Below are 20387 nucleotides of genomic sequence, written 5' to 3' on the forward strand. Positions count from 1 at the left end.
AAAAAAGCAGAGGTCGCTCAGGCAGGTTCCACCGTGACCCAGTAACGCGTCACGTAACGCACATTGACCGCGAGGGATTGGCGCAGGTTGTCAAGGACGGTGTCGGTGTCATCAATGCGAAACGCCCCGCTCAGGCGCAGGTCGGCAATCGCCGGCGCACAGCGCAGCACGCCGGCACGATAGCGCCCCAACTCGGCGAGGAAATCCGCCAGGCGCCAGTCCAGTACCGTCAACATCCCCTGGCTCCAGGCGCCTGCGCCTGCAGGGGCCGCAGTCATCGGGCCGACCTGCTGGCGATTGAAACCGGACTGCTGCCCGGCATCGAGGCGCAAGACCTGCGCGGGGTTATCCAGGGGACGCAACTCCACCGCCTGTTCGATCACACACACATCGGTGTGACCGGGCCCGCAGCGCACGGTGAAACGCGTGCCCAGGGCGCGCACCGTACCCTGGGGCGTCTGCACCACAAACGGCCGGCCCAGGGCATCGCGGGCGGTCTGCACCAGAATCTCGCCACGGTGCAGATGGATCGCGCGCAGTTGCCCGCTGAAGACAATATCCATGGCGCTGTCAGTGTTCAGGTCGACCTGGCTGCCATCTGAAAGACGCAGATGGCGACGCTGGCCGGTAGCGGTGCGTTGATTGGCCATCAGCGCCTGGTAAGGCACGGTCTCGGTGGCCAGCCAACCGCTGCCGCCCACCGCCAGCAACACCGCAAGGATCTTCAACACCTCCCGGCGCCGGGCGCGCCCACCAGCGAGCGTGGGCAACGCCACATCCGCCGGCAGGCCGGCCCATTGGCTGTGCAGTTTTTCCACCCGGGCCCACGCCCGCGCATGCTGGGGACTTGCCTGCAGCCAGGTGCGCCAGGCCTGGCGGTCGGCATCGCAAGGGTTCGTCCCCTTGAGTTGCACGTACCAGGTGGCCGCGGCTTCCAGGGTCTGGATATCCAGGGCGGTGCTCATCAATCTTCCGTGAGCAGCAGGCAGCGGGTCATGGCGCGGATCAAGTGCTTTTTGACCGTGGTGACGGACACGCCGTAACGCTCGGCGGTCGCCACATAGTTCAAGCCTTCCAGCTGTACCGCGAGGAAAATCTGCCGGGTACGTTCGCCCAGGCCGTCGAGCAAGGTGTCCACCGCCACCAGGGTTTCAAAGATCAGCAGGCGGGTTTCCGGGGAAATCTCCAGGGGTTCCGGGCGCAGGGCCAGGGCCTCCAGATAAGCCTGTTCGAGCGCACGGCGGCGGAACTTGTCGATCATCAGCGCCCGGGCGATGGCACTGAGGTAGGTCCGCGGCTCGCGAATCTGTGCCACGTCCCGGGAGGTCAACAGGCGCACGAAGGTGTCCTGCGCCAGGTCCGCGGCATCGCTGGCATTGCCCATGCGCGCGCGCAGCCAGGCTTTGAGCCAGCCATTGTGTTCGCTGTACAACACGTGCAGCGCAGCATGATCGGGAGCGGACATGGGCGGTAAAGACCAATAATTCAATTGATAATTAATCGCATTGTCTTGCCCGCACGGGATTTGCGCAAGATCGATTCTGTTACCCATCGGTTTTTGACGCTCTTGCATCCCCGCTGTTAGTGTCCGCCCTCCTTCCCCGCAGATATCTGCCAGGTGCGATTTACCGCAAAGCATCATCCCAGGGACAACAGATCATTCTCAAAATGAACGGAGTTCAGCGCGTGCTTTTCAACCTACGCTTGCAGCGCCTCACCAGCCTTTCGGTGATCGCCGCCGCCATCAGCCTCGGCGCCTGCCACAGCACCAGCCCCCCCGACCTGCCGCCCGCCCCGGAGCTGGGCTCGGGTTACCGCACCGACATGAAAGTACGCCACGCCGAGCGCCATATGGCGGCGGCGGCCAACCCGCTGGCGGCCGAAGCCGGGCGCAAGATCCTGCGCCTGGGCGGCTCGGCAATCGATGCGGCCATCGCCATGCAAGCGGTGCTGACCCTGGTGGAGCCGCAGTCCTCGGGGATCGGCGGTGGCGCCTTTATCATGCTGTGGGATGGCAAGCAGGTACGGGCCTATGACGGCCGTGAAACCGCACCGGCCAGCGCCACGGCCGATATGCTGTTGAATGCCGACGGCACACCGATGGCCTTTGCCCAGGCGCAGATCGGTGGTCGTTCGGTTGCCACCCCCGGTGTGCTGCGCGCGCTGAAAATGGCCCACGAACACAGCGGTCGCCTGCCCTGGGCGCAGTTGTTTGCACCGGCGATCCAGTTGTCCGAACAAGGCTTTGCGATTTCTGCGCGCCTGCACAGCCTGATCGCCGCCGACCGCTACATCAGCCAGTCACCGGACATGGCGGCGTACTTCCTCAACGCCGACGGCAGCCCGAAAGCCACGGGCACGCTGTTGAAAAACCCGGCGCTGGCCAATGTATTCAAGCGTATCGCCAAGGAGGGGCCCGAGGCACTCTATAGCGGTCCAATCGCCGAGGAGATTGCACGCAAGGTCCAGGGCCATCACAACACTGGCCGCCTTGCGCTGAACGATCTCCAGGGCTACCGCGCCAAAGAGCGCGCGCCGCTGTGTACCGACTACAAGCGCTGGCAAGTGTGCGGCATGCCGCCGCCCTCTTCGGGCGGGGTGGCCATTGCGCAGATCCTCGGCACCTTGCAGGCCCTCGAAGCCCGCGACCCACGCTGGGCCCTGGCGCCGCTCAAGCCGGTGCAGGCCGCAACAGCCGCCGGCCTGGAACCCGTACCCGAGGCCGTGCATTTGATTGCCGAGGCCGATCGCCTGGCCTATGCCGACCGCGCCCAATACATCGCCGACACCGACTTCGTCCCAGTGCCGGTCGCGGGCCTGGTCGCCCCCGGCTACCTGGCCAGCCGCGCCGCATTGGTGGGTGAGCGCAGCATGGGCGTGGCCACGCCCGGCCAACCGGCGGGGATTCAGGTGGCCTACGCGCCGGATCGCTCGCCACTGCGTATTTCCACCTCGCAAGTGGTGGCCGTGGATGACCAGGGCGGCGCAGTGTCGATGACCACCACCATCGAAGCCGCGTTCGGTTCCCACGTGATGGTCCAGGGCTTCCTGCTGAACAATCAGATGACTGACTTTTCCTTTATCCCCGAGGAAAACGGCCAGCCGGTAGCCAACCGCATCGAGCCGGGCAAACGCCCCCGTTCGTCCATGGCGCCGACCCTGGTCTTCGACCGCCAAAGCGGCGAGCTGCTGGCCACGGTCGGCTCTCCCGGCGGATCGCAAATCATCGAATACGTGAGCAAATCCCTGGTGGGCATGCTCGACTGGAACCTCGACCCGCAAGCCGCCATCAGCCTGCCCAACTTCGGCAGCCGCAACGGCGCGACCGAGCTGGAGCAAGGGCTGTTCAGCGAGCGATTGAAGGCGGCGCTCAAGGCGCGAGGGCACACCTTGAGCGAGATCGAGATGACCAGCGGCACCCAGGCCATTGTGCGGGTACGCGATGCCCAGGGTAAGGCGACCTGGAGTGGTGGCGCGGATCCGCGGCGTGAGGGGGAAGCGTTGGGGGATTGACCCAGGGTTGTATCGCCTTTACGGGCCTCATCGCCGGCAAGCCAGCTCCTACAAGGTTAACGGCAGGATACGCCACACCCTGTAGAAGCCGGCTTGCCGGCGATGGCGGTGGAAGCTTAGCGACTGATCTTCAGCCCCTTGCGCACCCCATGCCGCTCCAGTGCCAGTTCGATCAGGCGGCTGACCAGTTCGCTGTAGCTCATCCCCGCCGCCTGCCACAACTTGGGATACATGCTGATGCGGGTGAAGCCGGGCAGTGAGTTGACCTCGTTGATCAGGACTTCACCGTCCTCGCACAGAAACACATCGACCCGCGCCAGCCCGGCGCAGCCCAGCACTTCAAAGGCCTCAATGGCCAGGGCACGAATGCGTTCGCTGGCTTGGGCGCTGATATCCGCCGGCACCAGTACTTGGGCGGCCTGGTCGTCGATGTACTTGCTGTCGTAGGAATAGAAGCCGTCACGTACCACGATCTCGCCACAGCCGCTGGCGATGGGACGCTCGTTGCCCAGCACCGCACATTCGATTTCGCGGCCTTTGACGGCAGACTCCACCAACACTTTTTCATCGAAGCCCAGGGCCAGTTCAATTGCAGCCAGGTACTGGGCTTCGTCAGCCACCTTGCTCACGCCCACCGAGGAGCCTTGGTTGGCCGGTTTGACGAACAACGGCAAACCGAGCTTTTGCCGGGCCTGGTCGAAGGTGGTGCGTGCCGCGTTGCCGCGGTTGAGGGTGATGAAGGGCGCCACCGCGATACCGGCATCGCGCAGCAGGCGCTTGCTGATGTCCTTGTCCATGCACACCGCCGAGCCCAGCACGTCGGACCCCACGAACGGCAGGTCGGCCATGCGCAGCAACCCTTGCAGGCAGCCGTCTTCGCCGAGGGTGCCATGGACGATGGGGAAGATCACATCGACATGTTCCAGCAAGCCCTGGCCCGAGGTTTCCACCAATTGCTGGCTGGCCTTGCCCGGCACCACCGCCAGTTCACGGTTGGACTGGTTGAGGGCGATCAGCGCCGGGTTTTCCTGGTTGAGCAGGAAGTTCGAGGTGTCATTGAGGTGCCAGTGGCCGGCCTTGTCGATGCCGATCAGTACCGGCTCGAAGCGTGTGCGATCGAGGGCGTCGACGATGTTGCGGGCCGACTGCAAGGACACTTCATGCTCGGCCGAACGCCCGCCAAAAATAATACCCACCCGCAACTTGCTCATAGCCTGCCTCACATTGGAAATGTAGGGCTTATTACCACGAGCGGTCAGCAATTTGCCACCGTTGAAGCCGCGCACAATCGTACAAGACCCTGGCAGACAGCCGCCCCAGACTCAGTTAACGTAACTCCATCCGACATCTTTCGAAAAACATCCCATGGGCAAACCCACCGCAAACATCGACTGGCTGCACCGGGCGCCCCATGCCAGCGGGCTGGAGCGAATCGAGGCGTATTTCTCCGGGTTCGGCTTCGACCCTCATCGCCACGATACCTACGCCATCGGCCATACCCTGTTCGGTGTGCAGAGCTTTCATTATCGCGGCAGCCAGACTCACAGCCTGCCGGGCACGACCATGGTGATCCATCCGGATGAGGTCCACGATGGCTGGGCCGGCAGCGACGAGGGCTTCAAGTATCGGATGATTTATGTGGAGCCGGCGCAGATCCAGCAGATTCTCGGCGGCAAGCCGTTGCCGTTTATCCACAACGGGCTGTCCAACGACCCATGGCTGCACCGGGCCTGCCAGGCCTTTGTGCAGCAGCTCGACTGCCCGCTGGACCCAATGCAGGAGCAGGACGCGTTGTTCGACCTGGCCCATGCCCTGAACAACGCGTCGGGCATCAGCGTCAGCCGCAAGACGTTTGATTACCAGGCCGCCGAACGCGCCCGGGAATTTATCCACAGCGCCCTGGGGCGCAGCATCACCCTGGATGAAATGGCCGCGCACTGCGGGCGGGATCGCTGGGCCTTGTCGCGGGACTTTCGCCTGTTGTTCGGCACCAGTCCCTATCGCTACCTGACCATGCGCCGCCTCGACCTGGTGCGCAATCTGCTGGGCCAGGGCCAGTCACTGGTGGATGCGGCGCTGATCGCAGGCTTCACCGACCAGAGCCACATGACCCGGCAGTTTCGCAGCACCTTTGGCATACCACCGTCGCGGTGGGTGAAGATGCTCGGCCGCTAAAACCCGATCAACGGTGGGCAACCTATGTGGCTTCGGCTAGCGCCTCCTGCCGTGGAGCTCGCAGCCGCATCGCCACCACCGCCCCGGCCAGCGCAATCCCCGCGCTCCACCACAATGCCAACTCGATGCCCTGGGCTTGACCCGCCCCCGTCGCCCCACCGGCATTGGCCAGCGACACCAGCACCGCCAACCCCAGCGCGCCGCCGATCTGTTGCGTGGTCGAGGCCATGCCCGCCGCCACACCCTGCTCCCCCGGTTTGACACCCAGGCCTGCGGCCACCCACATCGCGGTCCAGGTCATGCCCTGACCAAGGCTCAAGATAAAGATCCCAGGCAACAACCACCAGAATCCCGCGCCGGTGGGCAGCGCCAGGCACACCAGGGCAATCCCCAGCGCCCCCGCCAACTGGCCGCTGACCAGGGTGTTGCGCAAGCCGATTTTTACCAGCGCGCGCTCCGCCAGCCAGATCCCCAAAGTACACACCAACGTCGCCGGCAAGAACGCCAGCCCGGCCTGCAACACGCTGTAGCCGTAGACCTGCTGGTAGTACAGCGCGAGGAAGTAGTACTGCACGCCAAAGCTGCTCATAAACACCGCCGTCAGCACCATGGCCATGCGCAACTCGCGGTAGCCCAGCAGGCGCAGCGGCATCAATGGGTCGCGGCCACGGTGTTCAATCCAGGCGAACAGCCCAAGCAAGGCCAGCGCCAGCAGCATGCAGCCCAGGGTCGCGGGCGCCGTCCAGCCCCACTCCGGCCCCTGCACCAGGGCGAACACCAGCAGCGTGCCGCCGACCGTGACGGTCAACGCACCGCTCAGATCGAAACTGCGACCACGGCTGCGCTCACCGTCGGCCGGGATCCAGTAGCGCGCCGCCAGGGCACAGCCACCTGCCAACGGCACGTTGACCAGAAACACCGCCTCCCAGCCCCACCACTGAGTCAGCACGCCACCCAGCAACGCCCCCAACGCCAGCCCGGCAGCGGATGCCGCGCTCCAGACCGCAAACGCCCGGTTGCGCTGCGGCCCTTCGGCGTAGTGGGTGTTGATCAAGGCCAGGGTCGCCGGAAACAACAGCGCGCCGCCCACCCCCTGCACCGCACGCGCCAGCACCAGCAGCAACGCGCTACCGCCCAGTACCGCCGCCAACGACGACAGCGCATACAACGACTGGCCCACCCGGTACAAACGGCGCTTGCCCAGCAAGTCCGTGGCCCGGCCTCCGAGCAATAGAAAGCCGCCAAACGCCACGGTGTAGGCACTGACCGCCCACTGCAATTGCTGGGCAGAAAAGCCCAGGTGGCTGCCGATCTGCGGCAAGGCAACAAACACGATAGTCGCGTCCAGGGCGATTATCAGTTGCGCAGTAGCCAGCAACATCAGCATCCAGCCCGAAGGACGGCTTGAGGGAATGGCAGGCATCACAACATCCTGTGCAAAAAAGAGTGCGGCCAGTGTCTTTCATGCCCAACAGATGATAAATAGCCATAACACTCTTTCAGTTATGACTTTAATCATGGACCTGAACGCCGTTCGCCTGCTGGTACGCGTCGCCGAAACCCGCAGTTTCACCCGCGCTGCTGCTGACCTGGGGCTCACGCAATCGGGCTTGTCCCGTGCTATCTCGCGCCTGGAGGCCGAGCTAGGCGTACGCCTGCTGCAACGCAACACCCGCAGCGTCAGCCTGACCCCGGATGGGCAAATGCTGTATGAACGCAGCGCACCGTTGCTGGCCGAGCTGGCCGAAGCCGAAAAGCTCATGCTCGATCGGCGCTGCACACCTTCCGGTTTGCTGAAAATCAGCACCCCGTCGTTGTTCGGGCGCAAGGTGGTGATGCCCGTGATCGGTGAGCTGACCTTGCGCTACCCCGAGTTGCGCATCGAAGCGGTGATGACCGACCGCCTGGTGGATATTGTCGACGAGGGTTTCGATGCATTGCTGCGCACCGGCGAGATCCAGGACCAGCGCCTGATTGCCCGCGCCTTGAGGCCCTTGCGCTGGGTAACCGTCGCCTCCCCCACCTACCTGGCCCGCTTTGGCACGCCGCAAACCGTCGAAGAACTGCGCGACCACAACTGCCTCACGGTGCGCAACCTGCGCAGCGGGCGGATGGTGGACTGGCAGTTCATGCTCGACGGCAAGGTGCGCGATGTGAATGTGGAGGGGCGGTTGATTTTCGATCTTGGCGATGCCCTGGTGGACGGCGCGGTGGGCGGCTTCGGGATTGCCCAGGTGATGGATTTTGCCGTGCGCGACGACCTCGCCGCCGGGCGCCTGGTGCCATTGCTGCAGGACTTTGCGGGGCGCAGCCGCGCAATTTCCCTGGTGTATCCACCGTCACGCCAGTATTCGCCGAAGCTGATCGCCTTTGCCGATGCCTTGGCACAGGCGCAATGGTAAGCAGAACTTGAACCCGGCGCCCCGAGTGTGAGAAGAAAGGATGCGCTATCGCCACCGCGAGGTTTTCCACGGATGAACCTGACATTGACGCCCCCCCAGTGGGATGACGTGAACGAGCTGCTGGCGTTCGAGCTGGCCAATCGGGCCTTTTTCGAACGTTGGATCAATGCCCGGCCCGAGGCGTACTACAACGTCGAAGGGGTACAGCGCGCCATCGAAAACGCACTGCTGGAGGCCAGTGAAGACCGCGCCTATCAGTACCTGATCCGCGAAAACGGCGTGCTGGTGGGGCGCATCAACTTTACCCAGGTGCGCCGCCGCTACTATCACTCGGCGTCCCTGGGCTATCGCATGGGGGCCGAGTTCACCGGCCGCGGCCTGGCAAGACAGGCCGTGGCACTGGGCCTGCAGAAAGCCTTTGGCGAGCACGCCCTCAAGCGCATCGAAGCCACTGTACGCCCAGAGAACCCGGGCTCGCTGCGGGTGTTGCAGCGCAGCGGCTTTACCCAGTACGGGCATTCACGCAAGGCGTTCCTGCTCGATGGGCAGTGGTTCGACCTGCTGCTGTTCGAGGTGCATGCCCCGGCCTTGAGCCAGGCATCTAGGTAGATAACTGATTGGCAAACTGGCCAACCGCACTCACCACTTTCTGCGCGCCGTCCTGGATCTCGACGATCACCGTGCCCGCCTCTGCCGCCAGGGACAATCCCTGCTCGGCCTGCAACCGGCCATCGGTCATCAGCGCCACGGCATCGCGGGCCATGTCCTGGTTCTGACGCACCACGCCGACGATTTCTTCAGTGGCTTTGCTGGTACGCGAGGCCAACTGCCGCACTTCATCTGCCACCACCGCAAACCCGCGCCCCTGCTCGCCGGCACGGGCGGCCTCAATGGCGGCGTTGAGCGCCAGCAGGTTGGTTTGCTCGGCAATCGCGCTGATGGTCTTGACGATGCTGCCAATCACCTGGGACTGGGCATTGAGCGCCTCGATGCCCTCGCCGGCCTGTTCCATGTGCTTGGCCAGGTCACGCATCACCTCCACCGCCTGGGTGACCACGGCGGTACCGCGCTGGGCGCTGCTGTCGGTGTGCAACGAGGTGCTGTAGGCAATGTTGGCGGCCTCGGCCACCGCGCGCTCCTGATTGATCTGGTCGGTGATCACCGTGGCGAACTTGACCACTTTGTACAGTCGGTCGTTGGCATCCAGCACCGGGTTGTAGGACGCTTCCAGCCAGACTTCGCGGCCATGGGCATCAACGCGCTTGAAGCGCCCGGCGACAAATTCACCACTGTTCAAGCGTTTCCAGAACGCCTGGTACTCGGCGCTGTTGTAATCCTGGGGCTCACAGAACATGCGGTGATGCTTGCCCTGGATCTGCGCCAGGCTGTAACCCATGCCCTGCAGGAAGCGCTCGTTGGCGCCCAGCACATTGCCATTGAGGTCGAACTCGATCACCGCCGTGGAACGCACCAGCGCAGTGATCAGGTTTTCGTGCTCGCGCGACGCCTCGATGGTGCGGGTCAGGTCGCTGGAGTACACCGAAAACCGCTTGATGCGCCCATCCGCGCCCCGCACCGGCTGCACGATGGAGCGCAACCACGCTTCCTTGCCATTGCCGCGCAGCAGGCGCACGGTGCCGGCAAAATGTTCGCCACGGCTCAAGGCGTTGTTGAAGCGCTGCTGGAACTCGTCGCGTTTCACATGCTCGGGCACAAACCCATGGATGGCATGGCCCAGCAGGTCGCTGGACTTGTAGAGCATTTCTTCGAGAAAGTTCTGGTTGACCGACTCGATCCGGCCCTCGGGGTCGAGGCTCAGGGCCAGCATCTCGCTCTCCAGGCTTTCCTTGACCTGCTGCAGGCTGGACAGTTCTTCGCGAAGAGCGGACAGCTCCTGCTTCAAGCGGGTATTGAACATAGGAACACCGGAGGGCAGTCAATAGTGGATTGTCTAACCATCGGCGCATCCAGCATTTTCTGAAGAGTGCTTGAGGCCCTGACTCAACTATTTTTTCAGCACCTCAACTGCCGTTGTTCCGGCACAATCCCATGACCTGATATTCAAGGGTCTTGAGCTGGCCGCTGGAGTCTTCATACGTCATGCGCGAGGGCACCACCTTGCAGCTACGGACCGGCGGCGTGACGCTCACCACCCGGGCGATATCCAGCTTCATCCCATACCGATAGGCCTGCACCTCAGGCGCCGGCTTGCCCTGGTTGGCAGCGTAGCGAGCCATGGCCTGCTGGTTGTTTTCCATCATTTGCGCGATGGCGCGATCCCCGCCCCCTTCGGCCATCGCCCCCATGGACAGAGCAAAAACCACTACGCCCAGGGCTCGTGTTAAACGCTTCATTAAAGTGTCCTCGTCTGATTTCAAGTCGTTGAAAGTTCAGGCTCGAGGGTAACCAACACTTCCTGTCAGCAGCTTCACGGGCGCATTACGTATCCGTAATAGAGCGCTGAACTGGCAAAATTGTAATGCGCGTGCCACCTCCGCGTTATCCGCTGTTTGCAACTATGAGCCGGGCTCCCCGCATCAGGGATAGCTCTCCAATAAGAACGCCCAAGGCGACTAAAAAAGCTCATAGCTGCCAACACCGAGGAGCGATACATGCGCACTAACCGCACACTTTCCCTTTCCATCATCGCGGCACTGGCCGGCGCTGCACCGCTGGCAGGCATGGCCGCCGAAGACAAACCCGAGGGGTTTATCGAAGGCAGTACGCTGAACGTGCTGGCGCGCAACTTTTACTTCAACCGCGATGACCGCAAGGGCCAGTCCAGCCCGACCGGCAACGGCTATTCAGAAGCGTGGGCCCAGGGCCTGATCGGCAAGTTCGAGTCCGGGTTCACCCAGGGCACCGTGGGGTTTGGCCTGGATGCGTTCGCGATGTACGGTCTCAAGCTCGACTCCGGCACCGGGCGCAGCGGCGGCAAGGGCTCATTCGGCATGCTGCCGGTGGACAGCGGCAACCGCCCCGAAGACGACTACAGCAAACTCGGCGGCGCGGTAAAAATGCGCCTGCTCGATACAGTGGTCAAAGTCGGCGACGTCTTCCCGCAAACCCCGGTGGTGCACTACGGTGACTCACGCCTGCTGCCGGAAAGCTTTCGGGGCGTGACCCTGGAAAACACCAGCCTGGAAGGCCTGACCCTGCAAGGTGGGCGCCTGCACGCCATGAGCCAGCCCACCCAAAGCGGCATGCGCGAGGGCTTTGCGACGTTTTACGCAGGTAATGTGAATGCACCCTGGGTCGGCTACTTCGGCGGCGACTACCAGGCCACTGAACATTGGAGCCTGAGCCTGTACAGCAGCCGCCTCAAGGACGCATGGGACCAGTACTACTTCGGTACAGCGGTCAATTTTCCGCTGACCGAAGAGGTGGCGATGTTTGCCGGCTTCAACTATTACAACGCCCAGGACGAGGGCAAGCGGTTGCTGGGCGAGCTCAACAACAATATCTGGAGCGCCAAGCTTGGGGTGAAGGTCGGTGCCCATCGCCTGGCCCTGTCCCACCAGCGCAACAATGGCAACAACGACTTCGATTACCTGCGCCAGTCAGACTCGATCTTCCTCGACAACTCGATCCAGTACAGCGACTTCAACTCGCCCAAGGAGCGCTCGTGGGCGCTGCGTTATGACCTCGACATGCAGACCCTGGGCATCCCCGGCCTGTCGTTCATGACCCGCTATGGCAAGGGCACGGGCGCTGACTACAGCAACGCCAACTCGGTGTACATGCGCCGCGACGCCTTGGGTGACCCGCTCACTGACCAGCGCCGCTGGGAGCGCGACATCGAGGCCAAGTACGTGTTTCAGGGCGGCAGCCTGAAAGATCTGTCGGTGCGCATTCGCCAGGCGACGGTACGCTCGAGTGCCTTTGAGTCGGACCTGGAAGAATTCCGGCTGATCATGGAATACCCGCTGGCCATCCTCTGATGACACTCAACGGCAAGTGCTTACATTCACTTGCCGTTGACTAGCACTTCTTCACAATTTGCAGCCTGTCAGAACTGTAATATGCGCCTCACGTTCTCGTTAAGTTGCACTTCATATACTGCCTGCATCGACCGACCGCGAACTAACGGCACGGGTCTTTTGCGGAGAACGTTCATGAAGCCACTGCACATTTTATTCATCGCTGTCATCAGCGCGGCATCCACCGCTGCCCTGGCCGACGACGGCGGTGAGCGATCCCGCCAGTTGCTGGTCGAGTTTCGCCAGCAACAGCAACAGATCCACGGCAGCCAAGCCGTGACCGAGCAAACACCAGCCCCCTCGGATACGCCGGCCCCAAAGGCCACCTGAGCGGCGCACCCTGTGCACATTCATCTCTTGAAGCTTTTTTTGTGGAGCTCCTTTGGAAGGAGATGAATTTTTAGCGCCCTCACGGGCGCTTTTTTTTGCCCGCTCGATATCATCCAACGCCGCCCTTGACCCTGAAGCTACTTCAAGGCTCAGAATTTTCCTACTTTTGGGACTACAGCCCTACTCGGTGTAGCTCCCGTCGCCTGTTTGCTTATCAGTAAGAGGTCAATCTGCATGCGTATCCTTGTGGTTGAGGACGAACCAAAAACTGCCGACTACTTGCATCAAGGCTTGAGCGAGAGTGGTTATGTCGTCGATCGCGCCGCCAGCGGCATCGACGGCCTGCACCTGGCCGGGCAGCAGCGCTATGAACTGGTGATCCTGGACGTCAACCTGCCGGGCAAGGACGGCTGGCAGGTACTCGAACAACTGCGCCGGGACAGCACCCTGCGGGTGATGATGCTCACCGCCCGCGGCCGTCTGGCCGACAAGATCAAGGGCCTGGACCTGGGCGCCGATGATTACCTGGTCAAACCCTTCGAGTTTCCCGAGTTGCTGGCCAGGGTGCGCTCGTTGCTGCGGCGCAGTGAGCCAATTGCGATGCCGGAGATCTTCCGCGTCGCGGACCTGGAGCTGGACCCGCGTCGCCATCGCGCCTACCGGGGCACGCGGCGCATTGACCTGACCACCAAAGAGTTCGCGCTATTGCAGGTATTGATGCGCCAGAGTGGCGAGGTGCTGACGCGCACGCAGCTCATTTCCCTGGTGTGGGACATGAACTTCGACTGCGACACCAACGTGGTGGAGGTGTCGATCAGCCGGCTGCGGGCCAAGGTCGATGACCAGAGCGAGGTCAAGCTGATCCATACCATTCGTGGCGTGGGTTACGTGCTGGAAGTGCGCCAATGAGATCCGGCAGTCTATCCATGCGCCTGGGGCTCACCGTCAGCCTGATGGGCGCGGGCCTGGTGGTGTTGCTGGCGAGCCTGGCGTACCTGGCCCTCACCCACGAGCTGGAAAACCTCGCGCGCAAGGGCCTGGAAAGCAAGATGGAGCAGATCCAGCACAGCCTGCTCCAGGACCTCAACACCCGCGACATCAGCGCCCGGCCCCATTCGCTGCTGGACCTGGTGATGGGCCATGACAACTTCTACCTGACCATCATCGGCCCGGCGCCCGCCAACGCGGTGCTGCTGAGCGTCGGCGCCAGGCCCCAGGAACCGTTGCTGCTGGACTTTGCCGCCGGGCAAACCCTGGGTTTTCTCAACTGGACCGATGGCCGCGACAACCAGATCCTCAGCGCGTCGAGCCTGATGCGCCTGCACACCGGGGAAAACGTACGGGTGTTGCTGTCCCTGGACCGTTCCGACGATCAGGCATTGCTCAGTGCCTACCTGCAATCCACGGTCATCGCCCTGCCAATGTTGCTGATCCTGATTGGCATGGGCGCCTGGTGGCTGGTGCAGCGCGGGCTCGCGCCGTTGCAGCAATTCAGCCGCGTCGCCGGCAAAGTCACCACCCAGGACCTGAGCCATCGCCTGTCCGTCGAGAACCTGCCCAGGGAACTCAGCGAACTGGCCCGGGGCATCAACGTGATGCTCGATCGGCTGGACGCTGGCGTGCAGCAGTTGTCGCAATTTTCCGACGACTTGGCCCACGAACTGCGCGCGCCCCTGACCAACCTGATGGGCAAGGCCCAGGTCACGCTGTCCCGCGCCCGGGCGCCGCACGAGTACAAGTCGGCGCTGGAGTCCAGCACCGAAGAGCTGGACCGCCTGGCCCGGATTGTCGCCGACATGCTGTTTCTGGCGCAGGTCAGCCATCCGGCGGCGCGGGCTTCGTTTACCACGGTGAACCTGCGGGATGAAACGCTGCGGGTCATGGAGCTGTTTGCCTTGAGCGCCGAAGACAAAGGGTTGAAGTTGACCCAGGCCGGCGACGCCTGGGTCCAGGGGGATCGGTTGATGATTCAGCGGGCCATTTCCAACCTGCTGTCCAACGCGATCCGCCACAGCCCGCACGGCTCGCGTATCGCCCTGCAGGTCGACAGCCACGAGCAGCGCATATCGCTGGCCGTGAGCAACCCGGGCCCGGGGATTGAAGCGCAACACCTGCCCCACCTGTTCGAGCGTTTCTACCGCGCCGACAACAGCCGCGCCCGCTCCGAAGGTGGCACCGGGTTGGGGCTGGCGATCGTGCGTTCGATCATGAGCCTGCACCAGGGCCAGGCCGAGGCCAGCAGTGTGCCGGGCGAGGTGACCCTGTTCCGGCTGATATTTCCCAACCGCCCGGCCACCCCACAAGTCCCCTAGCGCCCCCGCGATCAAGACGCTGCCTGCTCTTCATCGCGGCGATGGGCCCAGTGGTAAAGCGCAGGCAATACCAGCAACGTCAGCAGCGTCGAAGAAATAATCCCGCCAATCACCACCGTCGCCAGCGGCCGCTGCACTTCGGCGCCGGTGCCGGTGGCCAGGGCCATGGGGATAAACCCGAGGGACGCGACCAACGCGGTCATCAACACCGGGCGCAAGCGGGTCAGCGCGCCTTCGTTGATCGCCACCGACAGCGAGCGCCCTTCCTCACGCAGGTTGCGGATAAACGCGATCATCACCAGGCCATTGAGCACCGCCACCCCCGACAGCGCGATAAAACCCACCCCGGCGGAAATCGACAACGGAATATCCCGCAGCCACAGCGCCATGATCCCGCCGGTCAACGCGAAGGGAATCCCGGTGAACACCAGCAGCCCATCCTTGAGGTTGTTGAACATCATGAACAGCAATCCGAACACCAGCAGCAACGCCACCGGTACCACCACCCGCAAGCGCTCGGACGCCTCCTTGAGTTGTTCGAACTGGCCGCCCCAGGTGGTCCAGTAGCCGGCAGGGATTTTCACCTGCTCTGCCATCACTCGTTCGGCTTCTGCGACAAACGAGCCGATATCCCGCCCGCGCACGTTGGCGCTGACGATCACCAGGCGCTTGCCGTTTTCGCGGCTGATCTGGTTCGGGCCCAGTACCAGGTCCAGGCTGGCCACTTGCGACAAGGCGATAAAGCCCAGTTGCCCCGTGGTATTGCCGGCCAGCGCCGGGATCGGGATCAACAGCCGCGACAAGCCCTCGATATCGGTACGCAGGGTTTCCGACAAGCGCACCACCATGTCAAAGCGTCGGTCGCCTTCATACATCGTGCCGGCCTGGCGCCCACCCACGGCCACCGCGATGGTGTCTTGCACGTCGCCCACGTTCAGGCCAAAGCGCGCGGCCTTGTCGCGGTCGATATTGATGGTCAGCACCGGCAGGCCGGAGGTCTGTTCCACTTTCACTTCCGAGGCGCCATTGAGCTTCTGAAGGGTTTCGGCAATTTCCCCGGCGGTCTTGTTCAGCACGTCCCGGTCATCGCCAAACACCTTCACCGCCACGTCACTGCGCACCCCGGAAATCAGCTCGTTGAAGCGCAGCTGGATCGGTTGCGACAACTCGTACTGGCTGCCCGGCACAATCGCACTGGCGCGCTGGATATCGGCGATCAAGGCCTCGCGGGATTTTTTCGGGTCCGGCCACTGGTCCTTGGGCTTGAGCATCAGGTAACTGTCGGAAATGTTCGGCGGCATCGGGTCGGAGGCGATTTCTGCGGTGCCGGTGCGGGCAAACACCCGCTGGATTTCCGGCACCTGTTCCATCAAGGTTTTCTCCAGTTGCTGCTGCATCTGCACCGACTGCGTGAGGCTGGTACCCGGCACGCGCAAGGCTTGCTGGGCGAAGTCACCTTCACTGAGGCTGGGGATAAACTCGCTGCCCATGCGACTGGCCACGGCGCCAGACACCACGATGGTCAACAGCGCCAGGCCAAACGCCCAGGTACGGTGCGCCATCACCCAATCCAGCACCGGTGCATAACCCCGGCGCGCATTGCGCATCACCCAGTTTTCGTCTTCCTTGACCTTGCCGGTGACGAACAGCGCAATCGCCGCCGGGACAAAGGTCACCGACAGAATCATCGCGCCCAGCAAGGCCATGACCACGGTGAATGCCATGGGGTGGAACATTTTCCCGGCAACGCCCGTCAGGGCGAAGATCGGCAGGTACACCACCATGATGATCAGTTGCCCGAAGATCAGCGCGCGGCGCGCTTCCTTGGCGGCGGCGAACACTTCGTGCAGGCGTTCGCTGCGGGTCAGCAGGCGGCCATGGCGTTGCTGCGCATGGGCCAGGCGGCGGATGGCGTTCTCGACGATCACCACCGCACCATCGACGATAATCCCGAAGTCCAGTGCGCCCAGGCTCATCAGGTTGGCGCTGACTTTGTTGGTGAACATCCCGGTAAATGTGAACAACATGGCCAGCGGGATCACCATCGCGGTGATCAACGCCGCGCGGATGTTGCCGAGGAACAAAAACAGAATCACGATGACCAGCAGCGCGCCTTCGAAGAGGTTTTTCTTCACCGTGGCGATGGCTTTTTCCACCAGGTTGGTGCGGTCGTAGACCGTGACCGCGACCACGCCTTCGGGCAGCGAGCGGTTGATCTCTTCGAGTTTTTTCGCCACCGCCTGGGACACGGTGCGGCTGTTTTCGCCGATCAACATGAACACCGTGCCAAGCACCACCTCGCGACCATTTTCGGTGGCCGCGCCGGTACGCAACTCACGGCCGATATCGACCTGGGCCACATTGCGCACGCGGATCGGCGTGCCGTCCACGGTGTTGATCACGATATTGGCGATGTCGTCGATGGACGCCACCTGACCCGGCGCGCGAATCAGCAACTGCTCGCCGCTGCGCTCGATATAACCGGCGCCGACGTTGGCGTTGTTACGCTCAAGCGCCGTCACCAGGTCACTCAAGGTCAGGTTGTAGGCCGCCAGGCGCTTGGGGTCCGGGGCGATCTGGTATTCCTTGGCAAAGCCGCCGATGGTATTGATCTCGGCCACGCCGGGCACGTTGCGCAACTGCGGCTTGATGATCCAGTCCTGGATCACCCGCAAGTCTGTCGGGGTGTAGGCCGAGCCGTCTTCCTTGCGCGCGCCGTCTTGCGCCTCCACGGTCCACAGGAAAATTTCCCCCAGGCCCGTGGAAATCGGCCCCATCGCTGTTTCAATGCCGTCCGGCAGTTGCTCGCGGGCCACTTGCAGGCGCTCGTTGACCAGTTGGCGAGCGAAGAACAGGTCGGTGCCGTCCTTGAAGATCACCGTGACCTGGGACAAGCCCGAGCGCGACAGCGAGCGGGTCTGCTGCAAGCCCGGCAGGCCGGCCATGGCGGTTTCGATGGGGAAAGTGATGCGCTGCTCGGTCTCCAGCGGAGAGAAGCCGGCCGCCGCCGAGTTGATCTGCACCTGGACGTTGGTGATGTCCGGTACTGCGTCGATCGGCAGTTTCTGGTAGCTGGCGATGCCGACACCGGCCATCAACAACACCGCCAGCAGCACGATGATGCGCTGCTCGATGGCAAATTGAATCAGACGTTCAAACATGGGGAATCACTCGCAGGATCAATGGGCGTGCTCGGCCGAGGCCTTGCCCAGCTCGGACTTGAGGACGAAGCTGCCAACGGTCGCCACCTGGGCGCCGGCCTCCAGGCCCTGGCGCACTTCGACAAAGCCGTTTTCGCTGACACCCAGTTCAACGTGGCGGGTGACAAAGCCTTCGGCGGTGCGCACAAACAGCGAGGGTTTGTCTTCCACGGTCTGGATCGCATCCACCGGCACGCTGACCGGTGCCAAGTAGCTATCCGTCGCCACCTGCACCGCCACGAACAACCCGGGGCGCCAGGAGTCGTCGGGGTTGGCCACGGTGACCCGCACCGTCGCGGTGCGCGTCTGCTCGCCCAGCAGATTGCCGACATAGGCCACGGTGCCCATCACGTCGGTGCCCATTTCCGTGGAGCTGACCTTGACCGGCCGCCCCACCTGGACCTTGTTCAAGTCCTTGGGAAACACGCCAAAGGTGACCCACACCTGGGACAGGTCCGACAGGGTGAAGGCGGCACTGGTCTCACTCACCACCTCGCCGACGCCCAGGTGTTTTTCCACCACCACGCCAGCAAACGGCGCACGCAATTCATAGCGATTGCCGCCGGCCAGGACCGTGCTGCCACTCAGGGCGTTCATCTTTTGCCGCGCGTTGTTCAGGGCGATCTCGGCTTCTTGCAGGGTCTGGCGGGCCAGCAGGTAATCCTGTTCGGCAGAGATCTTGTCCTGCCATAACAGACGCTCGCGCTGGAACGTAGTGCGCGCCAGTTCGACCCGGCGTTCGCTGGCCGCCAGCTCGCTGCGCTGATCGGAAATCTGCTGGCTGGCGATCACGGCCAACAGCTCACCCTGCTTGACCTTCTGGCCCAGGTTGACCTTGACCGACTCCACCACACCCGCGGCACGGGGCACGATATGGGAGGTGCGGTCTTCGTCGAAGCGCACCTCGCCCGGTAGCGACAGCAGTGTGCTGATCTGCCGGGGCTGGGCCTTGGCCAATTGAATGCCGGCAGCCTGGATCTGCTGCTCGTTGAGCACCAGCACACCCTCTTCCTCTTCTTCCTCCGGCGCTTCGACGCTTACGACCGGTGCCTGGGGCGCCACGCTGGTGGCCGGCCAAAACACCATCGCCCCAAGGGCAATGGCCACTGCGACGGCCAAAGCCAGGCCTTGTTGTTTGTTCATGGGGAACTCCTGAAAGATCAAATGCGGGCGAGGTCGCCGTAAATCCGTTCGATGCGCACCCAGGCGTCGGTGGCCTGGGCGAGTGCGGCGAGGTATTGGGTACGGGCGGCGATCAGGGTGCGCTGGGCGTCGAGTACATCGAGGAAGTTGAACTTGCCCATCTCAAAGCCGCGGGTGGCACTGTCCACTGCGCTTTGGGCGGCGGGCAGGATCACTTTATTAAAGGCACTCACCTCATTGTTGGCCGTCGCCCACAGGTCCAGGGCCTGGCGGGTTTCGGTGCGCAGGCGCAGCTCGGTGGCGTTGCGCAGGTCCCGGGCCTGGTCGGCTCGGCGGCTGGCGGCCAGCACATTGCCCTGGTTGCGATTGAACAGCGGGATCGGCATCGACACGCCCACCAGGTTCACCCGCTCGCGCACGCTGGCGTCGTACTGGCTGCCGATGGATATATCCAGGTCGGGAATCCGCTGGGCCTTTTCCAGGCCCAGGCCGGCCTCCCGTTGCTGGATTTGCAACTGCGCCAGGCGCAGCTCGGCGGTGCTCTCCAGGCGCGCCAGCAGTTGGGTGGCCGAAGGCAGCGCTGGCGTATTCACGGCACCTGCCTCGACACGCTCAAAACTGATGTTGGCGCTGCCGGTGATGGCGGCCAGGCGGCGATAGGCATCGCTCACGCCGATCTCGGCGCGGCTGCGCTCCAGGCGGATTTCCGAGACCTGCACCTGGGCGCGAGTGGCTTCGACCGGCGACGACTTGCCCGCCGTGACCCGGCCATTGGCAACCACCAGGCCGCGCTCGGCCAGCGCCATTGAGCGTTGCGCCAGCTCCAGGCGTTCCTGGGCCCGCAGCGCGCCATAAAAGCCATCGATGACTTCGGCCCGCAACAGATTGCGCCGCTGTTCCAGCTCCTGGGCCGCCGCATCTTGTGCCCGCGAGGCCACATCGATGCGCGCCCCGCGCTTACCGCCCAGCTCCAGGGTCTGGCTTAGCTTGACGGTGGTGGTGCGGGTGCTGCGGCGGGTGTCTTCGGCGTCCCAGGAGGCCACCGGGTTGGGGATCAGCCCGGCCTGCTGCCGACCGCCCTGGGCGATGTCGATTTCCCATTGCGCAGCGGCCAGGTCCGGGTTGTCGGCAAATGCACTTTGCAGGGCCGATTCGAGGGTCAGGGTCTGGGCGCTTGCCACTTGGGCCATCGCCAAGACCCCCACTACGGAGCACACAATTGTTCTTAAAAACGTTGGCATAACAAGCGTTCCACACCCATGAGTTGGCGGACAAATCCAAGCAGGGGCAATGTAACTTTCGCTACTTATCAGAGGGGTGGCCGAAACATTA

The 20387-nt window shown here is 63.3% G+C and carries 17 protein-coding genes; 8 read left to right on the forward strand and 9 right to left on the reverse strand.

The window, feature by feature from the left end; all coding sequences use genetic code 11:
- Positions 1 to 17: 17 nt before the first annotated feature.
- Both HBO19_RS26200 and HBO19_RS26205 read right to left on the reverse strand, forming a co-directional pair.
- Entirely contained in the window at positions 18 to 965 is a 948-nt protein-coding gene (locus HBO19_RS26200) for a FecR domain-containing protein (RefSeq protein ID WP_169954830.1), read from the reverse strand.
- Positions 965 to 1465 (reverse strand): sigma-70 family RNA polymerase sigma factor, encoded by a 501-nt coding sequence (locus HBO19_RS26205; RefSeq protein WP_169954829.1) that lies wholly within the window; start codon positions 1463 to 1465, stop codon positions 965 to 967. Before HBO19_RS26205 ends, HBO19_RS26200 begins: the two co-directional genes overlap by 1 nt.
- 203 nt (positions 1466 to 1668) lie before the next feature.
- Here HBO19_RS26205 and ggt point away from each other — a divergent pair, with 203 nt between their 5' ends.
- A complete protein-coding gene (gene ggt, locus HBO19_RS26210) occupies positions 1669 to 3513 on the forward strand; it encodes a gamma-glutamyltransferase (protein WP_170058596.1) in 1845 nt (614 codons plus the stop codon).
- A 116-nt stretch (positions 3514 to 3629) separates the two neighbouring features.
- Here the strand turns inward: ggt and ddlA are convergent, their stop codons facing one another.
- Positions 3630 to 4724, reverse strand: a complete 1095-nt coding sequence (ddlA, locus tag HBO19_RS26215; RefSeq protein WP_170058597.1) for a D-alanine--D-alanine ligase — start codon at positions 4722 to 4724, stop codon at positions 3630 to 3632.
- 154 nt (positions 4725 to 4878) lie between these two features.
- Between ddlA and HBO19_RS26220 the strand changes: the two genes are divergently transcribed.
- On the forward strand, positions 4879 to 5688 hold the full coding sequence (locus HBO19_RS26220) for an AraC family transcriptional regulator (RefSeq protein ID WP_169954826.1): 810 nt from the start codon (positions 4879 to 4881) through the stop codon (positions 5686 to 5688).
- Between the two features lie 22 nt (positions 5689 to 5710).
- Here HBO19_RS26220 and HBO19_RS26225 read toward each other — a convergent pair whose 3' ends face one another.
- Positions 5711 to 7111, reverse strand: coding sequence for an MFS transporter (locus tag HBO19_RS26225; protein WP_170058598.1), 1401 nt, complete (start codon positions 7109 to 7111; stop codon positions 5711 to 5713).
- A 94-nt stretch (positions 7112 to 7205) separates the two neighbouring features.
- Here HBO19_RS26225 and HBO19_RS26230 point away from each other — a divergent pair, with 94 nt between their 5' ends.
- Both HBO19_RS26230 and HBO19_RS26235 read left to right on the forward strand, forming a co-directional pair.
- Positions 7206 to 8090 (forward strand): LysR family transcriptional regulator, encoded by an 885-nt coding sequence (locus tag HBO19_RS26230; protein ID WP_170058599.1) that lies wholly within the window; start codon positions 7206 to 7208, stop codon positions 8088 to 8090.
- Between the two features lie 72 nt (positions 8091 to 8162).
- The gene (locus HBO19_RS26235) at positions 8163 to 8699 is read left to right on the forward strand and encodes a GNAT family N-acetyltransferase (RefSeq protein ID WP_170043053.1); all 537 of its coding nucleotides are present in this window, start codon (positions 8163 to 8165) and stop codon (positions 8697 to 8699) included.
- Here the strand turns inward: HBO19_RS26235 and HBO19_RS26240 are convergent.
- Together HBO19_RS26240 and HBO19_RS26245 are read right to left on the reverse strand one after the other, a co-directional pair.
- Positions 8692 to 10008 carry a PAS domain-containing methyl-accepting chemotaxis protein gene (locus HBO19_RS26240; protein ID WP_169954822.1) on the reverse strand — a complete coding sequence of 439 codons (1317 nt, stop codon included), beginning with the start codon at positions 10006 to 10008 and terminating at the stop codon, positions 8692 to 8694. The genes HBO19_RS26235 and HBO19_RS26240 overlap by 8 nt on opposite strands.
- Positions 10009 to 10111: 103 nt before the next feature.
- On the reverse strand, positions 10112 to 10444 hold the full coding sequence (locus tag HBO19_RS26245; RefSeq protein ID WP_169954821.1) for a DUF2790 domain-containing protein: 333 nt from the start codon (positions 10442 to 10444) through the stop codon (positions 10112 to 10114).
- Positions 10445 to 10702: 258 nt separating this feature from the next.
- On the opposite strand from HBO19_RS26245, the gene HBO19_RS26250 reads away from it, so the two are divergent.
- The 4 genes from HBO19_RS26250 to HBO19_RS26265 all read left to right on the forward strand — a co-directional run bounded on the left by HBO19_RS26250 (position 10703) and on the right by HBO19_RS26265 (position 14712).
- Positions 10703 to 12031 (forward strand): OprD family porin, encoded by a 1329-nt coding sequence (locus HBO19_RS26250; RefSeq protein WP_169954820.1) that lies wholly within the window; start codon positions 10703 to 10705, stop codon positions 12029 to 12031.
- A 174-nt stretch (positions 12032 to 12205) separates the two neighbouring features.
- Positions 12206 to 12400 (forward strand): hypothetical protein, encoded by a 195-nt coding sequence (locus HBO19_RS26255; RefSeq protein ID WP_170058600.1) that lies wholly within the window; start codon positions 12206 to 12208, stop codon positions 12398 to 12400.
- A gap of 234 nt (positions 12401 to 12634) precedes the next feature.
- Positions 12635 to 13309, forward strand: coding sequence for a heavy metal response regulator transcription factor (locus HBO19_RS26260; protein ID WP_169954818.1), 675 nt, complete (start codon positions 12635 to 12637; stop codon positions 13307 to 13309).
- Positions 13306 to 14712, forward strand: a complete 1407-nt coding sequence (locus HBO19_RS26265) for a heavy metal sensor histidine kinase (RefSeq protein ID WP_170058601.1) — start codon at positions 13306 to 13308, stop codon at positions 14710 to 14712. The genes HBO19_RS26260 and HBO19_RS26265 overlap by 4 nt, the downstream gene beginning before the upstream one ends.
- Positions 14713 to 14723: 11 nt before the next feature.
- Here the strand turns inward: HBO19_RS26265 and HBO19_RS26270 are convergent, their stop codons facing one another.
- The 3 genes from HBO19_RS26270 to HBO19_RS26280 are packed head-to-tail and all read right to left on the reverse strand — an operon-like array spanning position 14724 to position 20296.
- On the reverse strand, positions 14724 to 17873 hold the full coding sequence (locus HBO19_RS26270; protein WP_169954816.1) for a CusA/CzcA family heavy metal efflux RND transporter: 3150 nt from the start codon (positions 17871 to 17873) through the stop codon (positions 14724 to 14726).
- A gap of 18 nt (positions 17874 to 17891) precedes the next feature.
- Complete coding sequence (locus tag HBO19_RS26275) at positions 17892 to 19055, reverse strand: efflux RND transporter periplasmic adaptor subunit (protein ID WP_170058602.1); 1164 nt, start codon at positions 19053 to 19055, stop codon at positions 17892 to 17894.
- A gap of 17 nt (positions 19056 to 19072) precedes the next feature.
- On the reverse strand, positions 19073 to 20296 hold the full coding sequence (locus tag HBO19_RS26280) for a TolC family protein (RefSeq protein WP_169954814.1): 1224 nt from the start codon (positions 20294 to 20296) through the stop codon (positions 19073 to 19075).
- Between the last annotated feature and the right edge of the window lie 91 nt (positions 20297 to 20387).

This window comes from Pseudomonas sp. WS 5021 (assembly GCF_012985535.1).
Taxonomy (GTDB): domain Bacteria; phylum Pseudomonadota; class Gammaproteobacteria; order Pseudomonadales; family Pseudomonadaceae; genus Aquipseudomonas.